The organism is Rubellimicrobium thermophilum DSM 16684, assembly GCF_000442315.1.
GTDB lineage: Bacteria > Pseudomonadota > Alphaproteobacteria > Rhodobacterales > Rhodobacteraceae > Rubellimicrobium > Rubellimicrobium thermophilum.
In genome coordinates this window covers 499,235-514,447 of the sequence record NZ_KE557320.1, presented here as the reverse complement: position 1 = coordinate 514,447, position 15,213 = coordinate 499,235, and the positions used below count along the sequence as shown (strand labels likewise).

The following is a 15,213-nucleotide window of genomic DNA, read 5'->3' as shown; positions in this document are numbered from 1 at the left end:
TACTCGACCAACAAGGTCGATATTTGCGCCACCCCCGACCGGCGCTCCGGTCGGCTTGCAGGGAGACATCCGATGCCGCATCGCATCGTCACCACCGCACTGCCCCTGTTCCGCATGGACAGGGCTGCCGGCATCGCCCGGCTCCTGCCCGCTGCGCTGACTGCGGCCCTGGGAGTGGCCGACATGGCCACGGCGCAGCAGACGCTGCTGAACGTTTCCTATGATCCCACGCGCGAACTCTACCGCGACATCAATGCGGCCTTCGCAGCCTGGTGGGAGGCGCAGGGCCATGAGCCCGTCACGATCGAGATGAGCCATGGCGGATCCGGTTCGCAGGCGCGGGCGGTCATCGACGGACTGGGCGCGGATGTGGTCACGCTCGCCCTGGCCGGAGACATCGACGCCATCGCCGAGAAGACCGACCTCATCCCCGAGGACTGGCAATCCCGCCTGCCCCACAATTCCTCTCCCTACACGTCCACCATCGTGTTCCTTGTGCGTGAGGGTAATCCGAAGGGGATCGAGGACTGGGACGACCTGCTGGCCGACGGGGTGCAGGTCATCACGCCGAACCCCAAGACATCGGGCGGCGCGCGCTGGAACTATCTTGCCGCATGGGCCTGGGCCAAGGCCAATGGCCGGGACCCGCGCGAATTCGTCGCCGAACTCTACCGCCATGTGCCCGTCCTCGATTCCGGTGCGCGCGGTGCGACGACCACCTTCGCGCAACGTGGCATCGGGGATGTGCTGCTCGCCTGGGAAAACGAGGCTCATCTGGCTCTCCGGGAGCTGGGCGAAGACCAGTTCGACATCGTGGTGCCCTCGCTTTCCATCCTGGCCGAGCCACCCGTGAGCCTGGTCGATGGCAACCTCGCCTCCGAGGAGGAGCGGGCGCTGGCCCAGGCCTATCTCGACTTCCTCTATACCCCGGAGGCCCAGGCGCTGATCTTCCATCATTTCTACCGTGGCTGGGACAGCTCGCTGGCCGCGCCAGAGGATGTGGAACGCCTGCCCCCTCTCGACCTCGTGACCATCGAGGATTTCGGCGGCTGGCGCGCCGCCCAGGCGGAGCATTTCGCCGACGGGGGCGTGTTCGACCAGATCTACACGGGGGAACAATGAACCCCCTCCGCGCCCTGCGCCCGTCCTCTCCCCTTCCGGGATGGGGACTGGCCGCTGGCATCACGCTGTCGATGCTCAGCCTCGTGGTCCTGCTGCCGATCGGTGCGCTCCTGCTACGGGCGGCGCAGGTGGGGCCGGCGGATCTGTGGGCGATGATCGCCCGCCCGCGGACGACGGCGGCCCTGCTGCTGTCGTTCCGCGCCGCGCTCGTGGCGGCCCTGTTCAACCTCGTCTTCGGCCTTGCCCTCGCCTGGGTGCTGGTGCGCTACCGCTTTCCAGGCCGGCGGCTGATCGATGCCGCCGTGGACCTGCCCTTTGCCCTTCCCACCGCCGTCGCCGGCATCGCCCTGACGGCCCTCTATGCCCCCAATGGCGCCCTTGGCGCGCCGCTGCTGCAGTGGTTCGGCCTGCGCGTCGCCTATACCGAGATCGGGATCTGGATCGCCCTCGTCTTCGTCGGGCTGCCCTTCGTCGTGCGCACGGTCCAGCCCGTGATCCAGGAGATCGAGACGGAGATCGAGGAGGTTTCGGCCACATTGGGGGCCAGCCGCCTCACCACCCTCCGCCGGGTGGTCCTGCCCATGCTCCTGCCGGCCCTGCTGACCGGCTTTGCCCTCGCCCTTGCCCGCGCCGTGGGGGAATACGGATCGGTCATCTTCATCGCGGGCAATCTGCCCGGCGTGACCGAGATCGCCCCCCTTCTCATCGTCATCCGGCTCGAGGAATTCGATTACGACGGGGCCGTAGCCATCGCCATGGCCATGCTGGCCATTTCCTTTGCGCTCCTCCTGCTGATCAATCTGATCCAGGTCTGGAGCCGGCGCATGACCGCGGAGGCCTGACCGATGACCGTCGCAAGCCCGCATCTTCTCTGGACGCCGCCCCGCTTCCGCGCCCGCACCGGCCCGACCGAGGAGCCGCGCTGGGTCCGGATCCTGCTGACCGCGATCGTCCTGGCCGTGCTGGCCGTGCTGCTCCTTGCGCCGCTCGCCGCGGTGCTGGCGGAGGCGCTCGGGCAGGGCTGGCGCGTCGCCCTCGCCTCGCTGGGCGAACACGATGCACGCGCCGCGATTCGCCTGACCCTGACCGTCGCCGCGATCGCGGTGCCGCTCAATGCGGTCTTCGGCATCGCCGCAGCCTGGCTCATCACCAAATATCACTGGCGCGGCAAGGCGCTGCTCCTGACGCTGATCGATCTGCCCTTCTCCGTCTCGCCGGTCGTGGCGGGTCTGTGCGTGGTCCTGCTCTTCGGGGCCCATTCCGCCCTGGGCGGCTGGCTCGTGGCCCATGGGTTTCCCGTCGTCTTCGCGGTGCCGGGCATCGTGCTGGCCACGATGTTCATCACCTTTCCCTTCGTCGCCCGCGAGCTCGTGCCGCTGATGACCGAGCAGGGCAAGGCCGAGGAGGAAGCCGCGCTGACCCTCGGTGCGTCCGGCTGGCGGATGTTCCTGACCGTGACGCTGCCCAAGATCCGCTGGGCGTTGCTCTACGGCGTACTGCTGAGCAACGCCCGCGCCATGGGCGAGTTCGGGGCGGTTGCCGTCGTCTCGGGCAAGATCCGCGGCCAGACCGCCACCATGCCGATCATGATCGAGATGCTCTACAACGAATACCTCTCGGTCGCGGCCTTCTCGATGGCGGCGCTGCTGGCGATGCTGGCGCTCGTCACGCTCGGGCTCAAGACGGCGCTGGAATGGCGCCATGCGGATCAGCTGGCCGCCACGGCGCGGCATTAGGAGACCACCGCCATGCATATCGAGATCGACGGGATCGCCAAGACCTTCGGCCGGACCGTCGCGCTTCATCCCGTCTCGCTGTCGATCCCGTCCGGCGCGCTGGTCGCTCTGCTCGGCCCTTCGGGTTCGGGCAAGACGACGCTGCTGCGCATCCTCGGCGGTCTGGAGGAGGCGACTCAGGGGCGCGTGCTGTTCGACGGTGTCGATACCACCGGAATGCGGGTGCAGGACCGCCGGGCGGGCTTCGTATTCCAGCATTACGCGCTGTTCCGCCACATGACGGTCTTCGAGAACATCGCCTACGGGCTGCGGGCCCGTCCCCGCGCCATCCGACCCCCGCAGGCCGAGATCGCACGGCGCGTGAACCGGCTTCTCGACCTGATCCAGCTTCCCGGGATCGGCGGACGCTACCCCTCCCAGCTTTCGGGAGGCCAGCGCCAACGCGTCGCCCTGGCCCGGGCGCTGGCCATCGAGCCGCGGATGCTCCTGCTCGACGAGCCGTTCGGTGCCCTCGATGCCAAGGTCCGCAGGGAGCTGCGTCAGGGCTTGCGCCATATCCACGACAGCACCGGCCTCACCACCGTCTTCGTCACCCATGATCAGGACGAGGCGATGGAGCTGGCCGACCTTGTCGTGGTCATGTCGATGGGCCGGATCGAGCAGGTCGGCAAGCCGGCCGAGATCCGAGCGCGCCCGCGGACGGCCTTCGTGCAGGAGTTCCTGACCGCCTGAGCCACCGCCTGAGCCGCGAGCCCGCCGCCGCACGGCGAATGCGGCAGACCGGGAATCCCTTCCGATCCCTCTGGACTTTTCCCGGCGGCAGGCACATGTGAATGAACGTTCATTCACCCCTGATTCCCGGAAGGGACATTCATGCCATCTGCCGCCGCCGAAGGCATCCAGAGCGACCGTGCCGAGATGATTCTCGGCTTGGCGCGGCATGCCTTCATGGAAAAGGGCTTCGACGGCGCCTCGATGCAGGATCTGGCGCGCGCGGCCGGCATGAGCGCGGGAAATTTCTACCGCTACTTTCCCTCCAAGGCCGCCCTTGTGGAGGCCCTGATCGCGCGCGATCTGGCCGAGGTGGAGGGGGCCTTCCGCGCCATCGCCTCCTCTCCCGATCCGCTCGGCGCCCTGAAGGCGGCGCTGGCCCAGCGGCTGGCCGCGGCCTGTGAGAAGTCCCCCACCCTCTGGGCCGAGATCATCGCCGCCGCCGCCCGCAAGCCCGACATCGCTGCCCTTCTCCGGCAGGTGGAGGAGGGAATCCTCCGACGGATCCTGCGGGTCCTCGCCCTTGTCAGCGGTCTGCCCGAGGAGGAGGCAGCCCGGCGCTTCGATGCTCATGCCCGCGTCATCTTCATCCTGATCCGGGGGGCCTCTCTCGAACGGCCGGCCGGACAGTCTCTCTCCGATGATCTGAATGCGCTCATCCTGCGCACAATCGACCGGCTGCTCGACGAGGCATTGGCCGGAACCGGAAGCCCGTGACATGACTTCATTCCCCCTTCGCATCCTGCTGGCCGTGGCGGCGCTGTGCGCTCCCCTGGCGGCAACAGCCCAGCCCGAGGCGATCCCCGCCTCGGCCGAAGGACAGACCCTGTCCCTGCCCGCGATCAGCGTGGTCGAGGTACGCCCCGCCCTGCTGCGCGACCGGATCATGGCCTCGGGCCTTGTGGATGCGGTGGAGGAGGTGCAGGTCCAGCCGCTTGTCGAAGGACAGGCGATCGATGCGCTGCTGGCCGATGTCGGCGAGCGGGTCGAGGCCGGACAGGTGCTGGCCCGGCTGTCCCCGGCCACGCTCGAGCTGCAGCTGTCGCAGCTGGCGGCGAACCGTGCCGCGGTGGAGGCCCAGATCGCGCAGGCCGAAGCGACCCTGACGCAGGCCACCGCCAATGCCGAGGAGGCCGAGCGCGTGGCCGCACGCAACGCAAGGCTGGCCGCCGACGGCACGGTGCCGCGCGCGCAGGCCGACCAGACGACCGCCGCCGCCGAAGCCGCAAGGGCCGCGGTGGATGTTGCCCGGCAGGGAGTGGAGGCGGCGCGGGCGCAGCTCGCCCTCGTGGAGGCGCAGATCGCCCATGCCGAGCTCCAGCTCTCGCGCACCGAGGTGAAGGCACCGGTGGCGGGCGTTGTGGTGGAGAGGAACGCGCAGATCGGGGCCATTGCCAGCGCCGCGGGACCGGCGATGTTCACCATCATCCGCGACGGGGCGATGGAGCTGCGGGCCGAACTGGCGGAAGGCGATCTTCTCCGCGTGCAACCCGGCCAGACTGTCCGGCTGACGGGAATGGCCTGGTCCGATCCCGTCGAGGGGCGGGTGCGGCTGGTGGAGCCGGTGATCGACCGCCAGTCGCGCCTGGGGCTGGCCCGGATCGACATCCCCGCCGAGGCCAGGGCCGTCAGGGGCATGGCCCTGATGGCCGAGATTCTCGTGGCCGAAGAGGAGCAGCTTGCCGTGCCGGTGACAGCGATCGGATCGGAACCCGACGGCGGGACAAGCGTGATGCGTGTGGGTCCTGACGGAACGGTGGAACGTGTGGCCGTGCGCACCGGCATCCGGGATGGCGCCCTCATCGGCATCCTCGAAGGGCTGGCGGCCGGCGATCGCGTGGTTGCCAAGGCCGGAGCCTTCGTGCGCGATGGCGACCGGGTGAACCCGGTTCCCGCCGACCAGCCCGCCGACCAGCCCGCCGACCAGGGAGAGTAGGCATCATGAATTTCTCGGCCTGGTCCATCCGCAACCCGATCGCCCCGATCCTCTTCTTCCTTCTGCTGATGATCCTGGGCTGGCAGTCGTTCCGCAGCCTGCCCATCACCCAGTTCCCCTCCATCGACATTCCGCTGGTGGCGGTGAGCGTCTCGCAATCCGGCGCCGCGCCGGCCGAGATGGAAACGCAGGTCACGCGGCAGATCGAGGATGCGGTTGCCGGCATCGCCGGGGTCAAGAACGTCACCTCCACCGTCAGCGACGGCGTCTCCCAGACCCTGGTGGAGTTCCGTCTGGAAGTCCCCACCGATCAGGCCGTGCAGGATGTCAAGGATGCCATCGACCGCATCCTCGGCGACCTGCCCGCCGAGGTCGAGACCCCCGTCGTCACGCGCATCGATGTCGAGGGTCAGGCGATCATGACCTTCGCCGTCTCGGCCCCCGGCATGACCGTCGAGGAGCTGTCCTGGTTCGTGGACAACACCATCGCCGGAGAGCTGCAGGGGCAGCTCGGCGTCGGGCGCGTGGACCGCTACGGCGGGGCCGACCGCGAAATCCGGGTGGAGCTCGACCCGCTGCGGCTCGATGCCTACGGCGTCACGGCCGCCGCGGTCAGCCAGCAGATCCGCGCCATCAATGCCAATCAGGGCGCCGGGCGCAGCGAAATCGGCGGAGGGGAACAGGCAATCCGCCTTCTGGGCGACAGGGGCGATGCGGAGCGGCTTGCCGCGATGCCCATCGCCCTCCCCTCCGGCCAGCGTGTCACGCTCGATCAGCTCGGCACCGTCACCGACAGTTTCGAGGAACCCCGGTCCTTTGCCCGCTACGACGGGCAGGAGGTCGTCGTCTTTTCCGTCTACAAGGCCAAGGGGGCCTCCGAGGTCTCGGTCGCCGAGCTGACCGAAGCCACGCTCGACCGCATCCGGGCGGAACATCCCGATGTCTCGATCACCCTGGTGGATGATCAGGTCTCCTTCACCTACGGCAATTACGAAGCGGCCATCCACACGCTGATCGAGGGCGGCATCCTGGCCGTGCTCGTGGTGCTGGCCTTCCTGCGCAACTGGCGCGCCACGATCATTGCGGCCATCGCCCTGCCCCTGTCCGCCATCCCCACCTTCTGGGCGATGGAGATGCTGGGCTTCTCGCTCAACCTCGTCTCCTTCCTGGCCATCACGCTGGCCACGGGGATCCTCGTGGATGATGCGATCGTGGAGATCGAGAACATCCAGCGCCATGTCCGCATGGGCAAGACGCCCTACCGCGCCGCCATCGACGCCGCCGACGAAATCGGCCTGGCCGTCATCGCCACCACGGCGACCATCGTCGCGGTCTTCGTCCCCGTCTCCTTCATGCCGGGGATCGCCGGCCAGTACTTCCGCCAGTTCGGTCTGACCGTCGCCCTGGCGGTGATCTTCTCGCTGCTGGTGGCGCGCCTCATCACACCGATGCTGGCGGCCTACTTCATGCGCAGCAAGGACGCCGACGAACGGGGCGGACATGGCGACGGCCTTCTGATGCGCGGCTACCTGCGCCTGGTGCGGGCCACGGCCACGGGCCGGCTGTGGATCCTGCCGGGGCGCTACCTGACGCTGCTGGCGGCCTTCGGGGTCCTCGCCGTCTCGGTCTTCTTCATGGCCCAGATCCCCGGATCCTTCATGCCCGAGGACGATTCGGGGCGCATTCCCGTCTCGGTCGAGCTGCCGCCGGGATCGACGCTCGAGGACACGCGCCTCGCCACCGATCGCATCCTCGAGGCGGTGCGGGACATCGACGGGGTGGAGCATGTCTTCGTTCTGGGCGGCTCCTCGCCCACGGGCGATCGCGATGTGCGGCGCGCCTCGGTCACGGTGCTGCTGGAAGAGCGGGATACCTCGCTCTCGCGCAAGCTGCACGACCTGGCCGAGAGAATCCCCGTCCTGGGCAGCCTGATCCCCGACAAGCCCGTGGAGGGACGCAGCCGAAGCCAGTCGGAGATCGAGATGGACGTCTCGCAGGCCATCGCCCCGATCCCGGACATCCGCGCCTACCGGCTCAATGTCGGCCCCGGCGGCGGCGGACGCGACATCAGCTACTCCATCCTCTCGGACGACGCCGAGGCGCTGAACCTGGCCGTGGCCCGTCTGGAAGAGGCGCTGCGGGGAGACCCCCTCTTCACCGACGTGTCCACCGAAGGCGCCCTGCCCCGGCCCGAGGTCCAGATCACCCCGCGCGCCGACGATGCCGCCCGCCTGGGTGTCACCACGGCCGCCATCGCCCAGACGGTGCGCGTCGCAACCATCGGCGATTTCGACGCCGCCAATGCCAAGCTGTCGATCGACGACCGGCTGATCCCGGTTCGTGTCCGGCTGACCGAGGCGGCGCGGGACGACCTCGTGCGGCTGGCCGCCCTGCGCGTGCCGACCGCCACGGGCGCGACGGTCCCCCTGTCGGCCGTGGCCGACATCGCGGTCGCCGAAGGACCCTCGGTGGTCAAGCGGCTCAACCGCGACCGTGTCGCCACCATCGGCGCCACCCTGTCCCCCGGTGTGGCGCTGGGTACCGCCACCGCCCGTTTCGAGGAGATCATGGCGGGGGTCGAGCTGCCCCCCGGCGTGCGCATCGCCGAATCCGGCGACGCCGAAGCGCAGGCCGAACTGAATGCGGGCTTCCTCAACTCCATGGTCCTTGGCCTGTTCATGGTGCTGGGGGTGCTGATCCTCCTGTTCCGCTCGGTCATCCAGCCCTTCACGATCCTCTTCTCCCTTCCGCTGGCCATCGGGGGCGTGGCCGCGGCACTGATCCTGACGAATTCGCCCGTCTCGATGCCCGTCCTCATCGGCATCCTGATGCTGATGGGAATCGTGACCAAGAACGCCATCCTTCTGGTGGATTTCGCCATCGAGATGCGGGCCGACGGCATGAGCCGCTTTGACGCGGTGGTGGAGGCCGGGCACAAGCGGGCGCGCCCGATCATCATGACCTCCATCGCCATGTCGGCGGGGATGCTGCCCTCTGCCCTGGGGGTGGGCGATGGCGGCAGCTTCCGCGCCCCCATGGCGACAGCGGTCATCGGCGGCATCCTGATGAGCACGGTGCTGAGCCTGGTCGTCGTGCCGAGCTTCTTCCTCATCATGGACGACCTGCAGCGGCTTCTGACCCGCATCTTCGGCCGCTTCGTCGGCCCGCGGGAGGCCGAGGAGCCGCTGCCCGATCCGCGCGATCTCGCCCATGCCCTGGCGGCCGAGCGGGCCGAGCGCATGGCCCTCGAGCAGCGGCTGATGCGGATCGAGGCCGAGGCGGCGCGCCCGCGGCTCCATGTCGCGGAGTGAGGGCACCCCCGCGTGACCGCCGCCGCGGCGGCGGCGGATCATCGGCAGGCGCGGACGGACGATCCGCGGCAGCGCGCCGGGCGGCGCCTTCGGGCGGGGCGGAGGCGGCGCCTGGGGCAGTGGGAAGGGATGAACCGGCCCTTCGGGGGCGAAGAACCAGTTGACGTCCAGCATGCGGCCGATGAAGGCGTGGCGGGCGTGGTCGCAGAAGGCGGCCAGCCCCGCATCCGTGACGGGAGAGGCCGCGACATGCGCCGCCTGCAGGAGGGCGGCGATCGCCAGATCCCGCATATCTGGCGCATCCGGGTTCAGCCCGATGAGCCAGTCCCGCAGCGCCGCCAGCAGCGCCGCACGGGCCGGGGGCAGCAGATCGGGGCGCAGAAGCGCCAGTTCGGGGGCCATGGGCGAAACACTCCGTCTGGTGGGGGACAGGCGGAGAATCGCAAGGAAGGGTTAATACCGGGTTAAGGCCGCCCTCCACGCCGGCCACCGTGGCACAGGGGACACAGCCCCCGCCAGCCCCCCGGCCGGATCCCCTGCGGCGGCATCCGGGTGCCCGGGCGCCCCGGCGGCACGGCCGGGCATCGCGCGGCCGGCCACGGGGGGCCGGTCCGTCCGTCCCTATCCGTCCATCTTCAGGGCGGAGATGAAGGCCTCCTGCGGGATGTCCACCTTGCCGAACTGGCGCATCCTCTTCTTGCCGGCCTTCTGCTTCTCGAGCAGCTTGCGCTTGCGCGTGGCGTCGCCGCCATAGCATTTCGCGGTCACGTCCTTGCGCAGGGCCGAGAGCGTCTCGCGCGCGATGACCTTGCCGCCGATGGCGGCCTGGATGGGAATCTGGAACATGTGGCGGGGGATCAGCTCCTTGAGCTTTTCCACCATGGCGCGGCCGCGCGTTTCGGCGCGGTCACGATGGACCATCATCGACAGCGCGTCCACGGGCTCGCCATTGACGAGGATCTGCATCTTGACCAGCCGGTCCTCGCGGTAGCCGGTGATGTGATAGTCGAAGCTGGCATAACCCTTGGTCACGGATTTCAGCCGGTCGTAGAAGTCGAACACGACCTCGTTCAGCGGCAGGTCGTATTCGACCATCGCCCGGCTGCCGGCATAGGTCAGGTTGAGCTGGATGCCGCGGCGGTCCTGGCAGAGCTTGAGCACATCGCCCAGATACTCGTCCGGGACCATGATCGTCGCCTTGATGCGCGGTTCCTCGATATGGTCGATATGGGTGGGGTCCGGCATGTCGGCGGGATTGTGCAGGTCCCGCACGGTGCCGTCCTTCATGTGCAGGCGGTAGACCACGCTGGGCGCGGTGGTGATCAGGTCCAGCCCGTATTCGCGTTCGAGCCGGTCGCGCACCACCTCCAGATGCAGCAGGCCGAGAAAGCCGCAGCGGAAGCCGAAGCCGAGCGCGGCGGAGGTCTCCATCTCGAAGGTGAAGCTGGCGTCGTTGAGGGCGAGCTTCTCGATGGCGTCGCGCAGATCCTCGAAATCGGCGGCATCGACGGGGAAGAGGCCGCAGAAGACCACGGGCTGGGCCGGCTTGAAGCCGGGCAGGGGCGCATCCGCCGGGCGGCGCTCATGGGTGATGGTATCGCCCACCCGGGTATCGCGGACCTGCTTGATCGAGGCGGTGAGGACGCCGATCTCGCCGGGGCCGAGTTCGGGCCAGTCCACCATCTGCGGGCGCAGCACGGCCAGCCGGTCCACGGCATAGACGGCACCGGTCTGCATCATGCGGATGCGGTCGCCCTTGCGGATCACCCCGTCCATGACGCGGATCATGACGACGACGCCGAGATAGGCGTCATACCAGCTGTCCACCAGCATCGCCTTGAGCGGGGCCTCGCGGTCGCCCTTCGGCGGCGGCAGGCGGGTGACGATCGCCTCGAGCACATCGGGGATGCCGAGGCCCGACTTGGCCGAGATCAGCACCGCATCCGAGGCATCGAGACCGATCACGTCCTCGATCTGGGCCTTGACCCGGTCCGGTTCGGCGGCGGGCAGGTCGATCTTGTTGAGGACGGGGACGATCTCGTGCCCGGCATCGAGCGCCTGATAGACATTGGCGAGGGTCTGCGCCTCGACCCCCTGGCTGGCATCCACGACCAGCAGGGAACCCTCCACCGCCCGCATGGAGCGCGACACCTCATAGGCAAAGTCCACATGGCCGGGGGTGTCGATCAGGTTCAGGACATAGGCCTGGCCGTCGCGGGCCGTGTAGTCGAGCCGGACGGTGTTGGCCTTGATGGTGATGCCGCGCTCGCGCTCGATGTCCATCGAGTCGAGAATCTGCTCCTTCATGTCGCGGTCGGCGACGGTGCCGGTGGCCTGGATCAGCCTGTCGGCGAGCGTGGACTTCCCGTGGTCGATATGGGCGACGATCGAGAAGTTGCGGATGCGGGCGAGGTCGGTCATGGCGCAGGCTATGGGGCCGGGCGGAGCGCGCGTCAAGGAAGGCGCAGCGCGTCATGCAACCGCAACCGAACCGTCATGATCCCGTAACGCGGGGCCGTCAGCAGGCAGGGCGGAACTGCATCGGGAGAATTCAGTCATGACCTGTCGGATCGCCGGCCTCGTCTCCGCGCTGGCGCTTGCGGCTTCGGGCGCCCTGGCGCAGGAGGCCGGGCGCGCCTTCAACCGCATCGCAAGCTTTCCGGTCGTTGCGAACATGGCCGAGGGCGAGGACCCTGCGCAGGAATCGTCGGCCGAGATCGTCGCCGCCTCGGACGATGGCATGGTGCTGGTTTATACCGACAGCCCGCTGGGCGCGGTCGGCCTGATCGATCTTGCCGATCCCGCGCGGCCGCGGCCTCTCGGCCATGTCGCGATGGCGGGAGAACCCACCGCCGTCTCGGTCCTCGGGCGGATGGCGATGATCGCCGTCAACACATCCGCGAGCTTCACCGAGCCCTCGGGACATCTCGTCGCGCTGGATCTCGACAGTCGGGAGGAACGGGCGCGCTGCGACCTGGGCGGACAGCCCGATTCCACCGCCCTTGCGCCGGACGGATCCTTCCTGGCCGTGGCCATCGAGAACGAGCGCGACGAGGAGGCCGGCGACGGCCGCGTGGGGCAGATGCCCGGCGGATGGGTCAGCATCGTGCCCCTGGCGGAGGGGCTGCCCGATTGCGACGGGATCATCCGGGCCGATGTCTCGGGTCTGGCGGAGATCGCCCCCGAAGACCCCGAGCCGGAATTCGTCCATGTCAACGCCCGGGGCGAGATCGCCGTCACCCTGCAGGAGAACAACCACATCGTCCTGCTCTCGCGCACAGGAGAGGTGCTGGCCCATTTCCCCGCCGGAACGGTCGATCTGGAAGGGATCGACACGCGGCGCGACGGAGCGATCCGCGCCACCGACAGCCAGCCCGGCCGCCTGCGCGAGCCCGACGCCATCCAGTGGATCGACGAGGACCATTTCGCCACCGTCAACGAGGGCGACATGGATGGCGGATCGCGCGGGGTGACGATCTGGAACCGCGATGGCCGCGTGGTCTGGGAGAGCGGCCCCGCCCTCGAGCAGGCCATCATCGCGATCGGGCATTATCCCGACCACCGCTCTTCGTCCAAGGGCAACGAGCCCCGAGGGCGCGGCCTTCGGCGTCTTCGACGGGGTGCCGCTGCTGTTCGTCCTGTCGGAGCGGGCATCGGTCGTGGCCGTGTATGACGTGACGGATCCGGCGGCGCCGGTGCTGACGCAGCTCCTGCCCTCGGGCGTCAGCCCCGAAGGCGCCGTGAGCATCCCCGGACGCGGCCTTCTGGTCACCGCCAACGAGGCGGATCTGGGCGCCGATGGCGGCCCGCGGGCGCATGTGATGATCTACCGGATGCAGGACGGCCCGCCCGCCTATCCCCATCTGACCTCGGCAGGGACGGAGGCGCCCGAGGGCGGACCGCTCGGCTGGGGCGCGTTGTCGGGCCTGGCCGAGGACCCGGAACGGCCGGGGATCCTTTATGCCGTGGGCGACAGCCTGTTCGCCGCCCAGCCGACGATCTTCACCATCGACATCACGCAGACCCCCGCCCGGATCACCGCGGCCCTGCGCATCACCCGTGGCGGCGATGCGGCGCAGAAGCTCGACCTCGAAGGCCTGGCCCCCGATGGCGAGGGCGGGTTCTGGGCCGTCACCGAGGGGCGCCCGGATCGCCTGATCCCGCATGGCCTGATCCGCATCGGCGCCGATGGCGCGATCCGCGAGGAGATCGGCTTTCCCCCGGCGCTGCTCGACCACGAGACGCGGTTCGGCGCCGAAGGCGTGGCCGTCATCGACGGGGTGGTGTGGATCGCGATCCAGCGCCCCTGGCGCGACGATCCGGAGAACCATGTCAAGCTGCTGTCCTATGATCCCGCCACGGGCGAATGGGGCGCCGTGCGCTATCAGACCGCCGCGCCGACCGATGGCGGCTGGGTCGGTCTGGGCGACATGGCGGTGCAGGGGGACCACCTCTATCTGATCGAGCGCGACAACCATGTCGGCGGGATGGCCCGCACCAAGCTGGTGACGCGCGTGCCGCTGGAGGCGCTGGTGCCGGCGCCGCTCGGGGGCGATCTGCCGACCGTCCCGCGCGAAGTGGTGCGCGACCTGCTGCCGGACCTGACGGCGACAGGCGGCTATGTCCTGGACAAGGTCGAAGGGCTGGCCTTCGACAGCGAAGGCCGGATGTGGCTTCTGACCGACAATGACGGCGTGCAGGACAGCTCGGGCGAGACGATGCTGTGGAGCGTGTCCCGCGACGGCTGAGGCCCCGGAACAGCCGGAGAAATGGCGCGGTCCGGCGACGGGCCGCGCCGCACCTTTCCGAGGCCCCCTTTTCCTGACAGAAAGACTTTGACTCCGGCCGGCCGCCGGATTATCCAGACAAAAACAATCAGGAACTGGACGCGACAATGAGCAGCGAACAGGACAGGCCGGTGCGGGTGGTGATTCCCCGGCGGACGATGCTGGCGGGCGGTCTGGCGGTTCTTGCCGCGGCGCCGGCCCTGGCCCAGACCCCATGGGCAGGCCCATGGCGCCGCCGCCGGTGGCGGCGAGGGCGAAGGCGGCGAAGGGGCCGCCCTGGCAGAGGGCGATGCGGCGGTTGCCCTGCTGACGGCGCTGGGCCTTGTGGAGGGGCATCTGCGCGCCGGTGCCGCCCTCTATGCAGCCGGAGAGTCGAACCTCGCCGTGACCCACATGAAGCATCCGGGCGACGAGATCTATGCCGATCTCGTGCCGATGCTGGAGGCCGCCGGGGCGGAGGGCTTTGCGCCCGAGCTGGAGGCTCTGGCGGCGGCGGTCGAAGGCAGGGCCGATCCGGCGGCCGTCGCCGAGGCCGAATCGGCGGTGATGGCGCGGATCGAGGCGGCGCGGCAGGCCGCAGGGGCCACGCCCTATCAGCAGGCCCGCGCCATCGAGGCCCTGATGCGGACCGCTGCCGAGGAATATGCCATCGGCATCGTCGATGGGGCGGTCGCCAATCTGCACGAATATCAGGATGCCTGGGGCTTTGTTCAGGTGGCGAAGGATCAGGTTGCGAAGCTGGCCGGAACCAGCCCCGAGGCCGCCGCAGCCATGGAAGAGGCCCTGGCGCCGACCGATGCGATTTTCCCGGGGCTTGTGCCCGAAGGGGCGGTCGAGGGCGATGCGGCCGTGCTGCTCGGCGCGGCGGCGCGGATCGAGCTGGCCGGGCTGCAGCTGCGGTAGGCGCGCATGTTCCATGTGATCGGCGGCCTGTTCGATGCCCATGAACTGGCCGCGCTGCAGGCAGCGGTGGCCGCCCTCCCCTGGGAGGACGGCACCCTGACCGCAGGGGCCATGGCGCGCGCCGTCAAGCGCAATGCGCAGGCCACGCCCGGCCCCGCCCGCGAGGCGGTGCTGCGCAAGGTCGAGGCCGCACTGCTGGCCCATGCTGGCTTCGTCTCGGCCGCGCGGCCGAAGGGATTCGCGCGGCTGATGGTCTCGCGCTATGAGGGGGGGCAGACCTATGGCACCCATGTGGACGAGGCCTTCATCGGGGGCGCGCGCACGGATCTGTCCTTCACGCTGTTCCTGTCCGACCCCGACCGCTATCGCGGCGGCGAGCTGGTGATCGAGGACCGGATCGAGGACCGCGCCTTCCGCCTGCCGGCGGGAGAGCTGGTGCTCTATCCTTCGGACACGCTGCACCGGGTGGAGCCGGTCACCGAAGGCGTGCGCCTGGCCGTGGTGGGCTGGGTCACGAGCCGGGTGCGCGACCCGGCCCGGCGCGAGGTGCTGTTCGATCTCGATGCGGCGCTGGCCGCCGCCGCGGAGGGCGACGGGGCGCAGGCGCTGCGCCTGGCGAAGATCCGGGCGAACCTGACGCGGATGTG

General features: G+C 69.4%; 10 protein-coding genes and 1 pseudogene. 10 read left to right on the top strand and 1 reads right to left on the bottom strand.

Annotation, left to right across the window (positions count from 1 at the left end; genetic code table 11):
• The first annotated feature begins 72 nt into the window (after positions 1-72).
• The 7 genes from RUTHE_RS03485 (at position 73) to RUTHE_RS03455 (ending at position 8,876) form a co-directional block, all read left to right on the top strand.
• Positions 73-1,122, top strand: a complete 1,050-nt coding sequence (locus RUTHE_RS03485; RefSeq protein WP_021096889.1) for a sulfate ABC transporter substrate-binding protein — start codon at positions 73-75, stop codon at positions 1,120-1,122.
• Entirely contained in the window at positions 1,119-1,964 is an 846-nt protein-coding gene (gene cysT, locus RUTHE_RS03480) for a sulfate ABC transporter permease subunit CysT (protein ID WP_021096888.1), read from the top strand. Before RUTHE_RS03485 ends, cysT begins: the two co-directional genes overlap by 4 nt.
• 3 nt (positions 1,965-1,967) lie before the next feature.
• Complete coding sequence (gene cysW / locus RUTHE_RS03475) at positions 1,968-2,858, top strand: sulfate ABC transporter permease subunit CysW (RefSeq protein WP_021096887.1); 891 nt, start codon at positions 1,968-1,970, stop codon at positions 2,856-2,858.
• A 12-nt stretch (positions 2,859-2,870) separates the two neighbouring features.
• On the top strand, positions 2,871-3,590 hold the full coding sequence (locus tag RUTHE_RS03470) for a sulfate/molybdate ABC transporter ATP-binding protein (RefSeq protein ID WP_021096886.1): 720 nt from the start codon (positions 2,871-2,873) through the stop codon (positions 3,588-3,590).
• A 141-nt stretch (positions 3,591-3,731) separates the two neighbouring features.
• Positions 3,732-4,346 (top strand): TetR/AcrR family transcriptional regulator, encoded by a 615-nt coding sequence (locus tag RUTHE_RS03465; RefSeq protein WP_021096885.1) that lies wholly within the window; start codon positions 3,732-3,734, stop codon positions 4,344-4,346.
• A gap of 1 nt (position 4,347) precedes the next feature.
• Positions 4,348-5,565 carry an efflux RND transporter periplasmic adaptor subunit gene (locus RUTHE_RS03460; RefSeq protein WP_021096884.1) on the top strand — a complete coding sequence of 406 codons (1,218 nt, stop codon included), beginning with the start codon at positions 4,348-4,350 and terminating at the stop codon, positions 5,563-5,565.
• Between the two features lie 5 nt (positions 5,566-5,570).
• Complete coding sequence (locus tag RUTHE_RS03455; RefSeq protein ID WP_021096883.1) at positions 5,571-8,876, top strand: efflux RND transporter permease subunit; 3,306 nt, start codon at positions 5,571-5,573, stop codon at positions 8,874-8,876.
• A 621-nt stretch (positions 8,877-9,497) separates the two neighbouring features.
• Here RUTHE_RS03455 and lepA read toward each other — a convergent pair.
• On the bottom strand, positions 9,498-11,297 hold the full coding sequence (gene lepA, locus RUTHE_RS03445; RefSeq protein WP_021096881.1) for a translation elongation factor 4: 1,800 nt from the start codon (positions 11,295-11,297) through the stop codon (positions 9,498-9,500).
• A gap of 136 nt (positions 11,298-11,433) precedes the next feature.
• On the opposite strand from lepA, the pseudogene RUTHE_RS03440 reads away from it, so the two are divergent.
• The 3 genes and pseudogenes from RUTHE_RS03440 to RUTHE_RS03430 all read left to right on the top strand — a co-directional run.
• Positions 11,434-13,624, top strand: a pseudogene (locus RUTHE_RS03440) (esterase-like activity of phytase family protein).
• A 222-nt stretch (positions 13,625-13,846) separates the two neighbouring features.
• A complete protein-coding gene (locus RUTHE_RS03435) occupies positions 13,847-14,566 on the top strand; it encodes a hypothetical protein (protein WP_021096878.1) in 720 nt (239 codons plus the stop codon).
• A gap of 6 nt (positions 14,567-14,572) precedes the next feature.
• Positions 14,573-15,213 (top strand): Fe2+-dependent dioxygenase (locus RUTHE_RS03430; protein WP_021096877.1); only part of this gene is annotated, 641 nt, incomplete at its 3' end.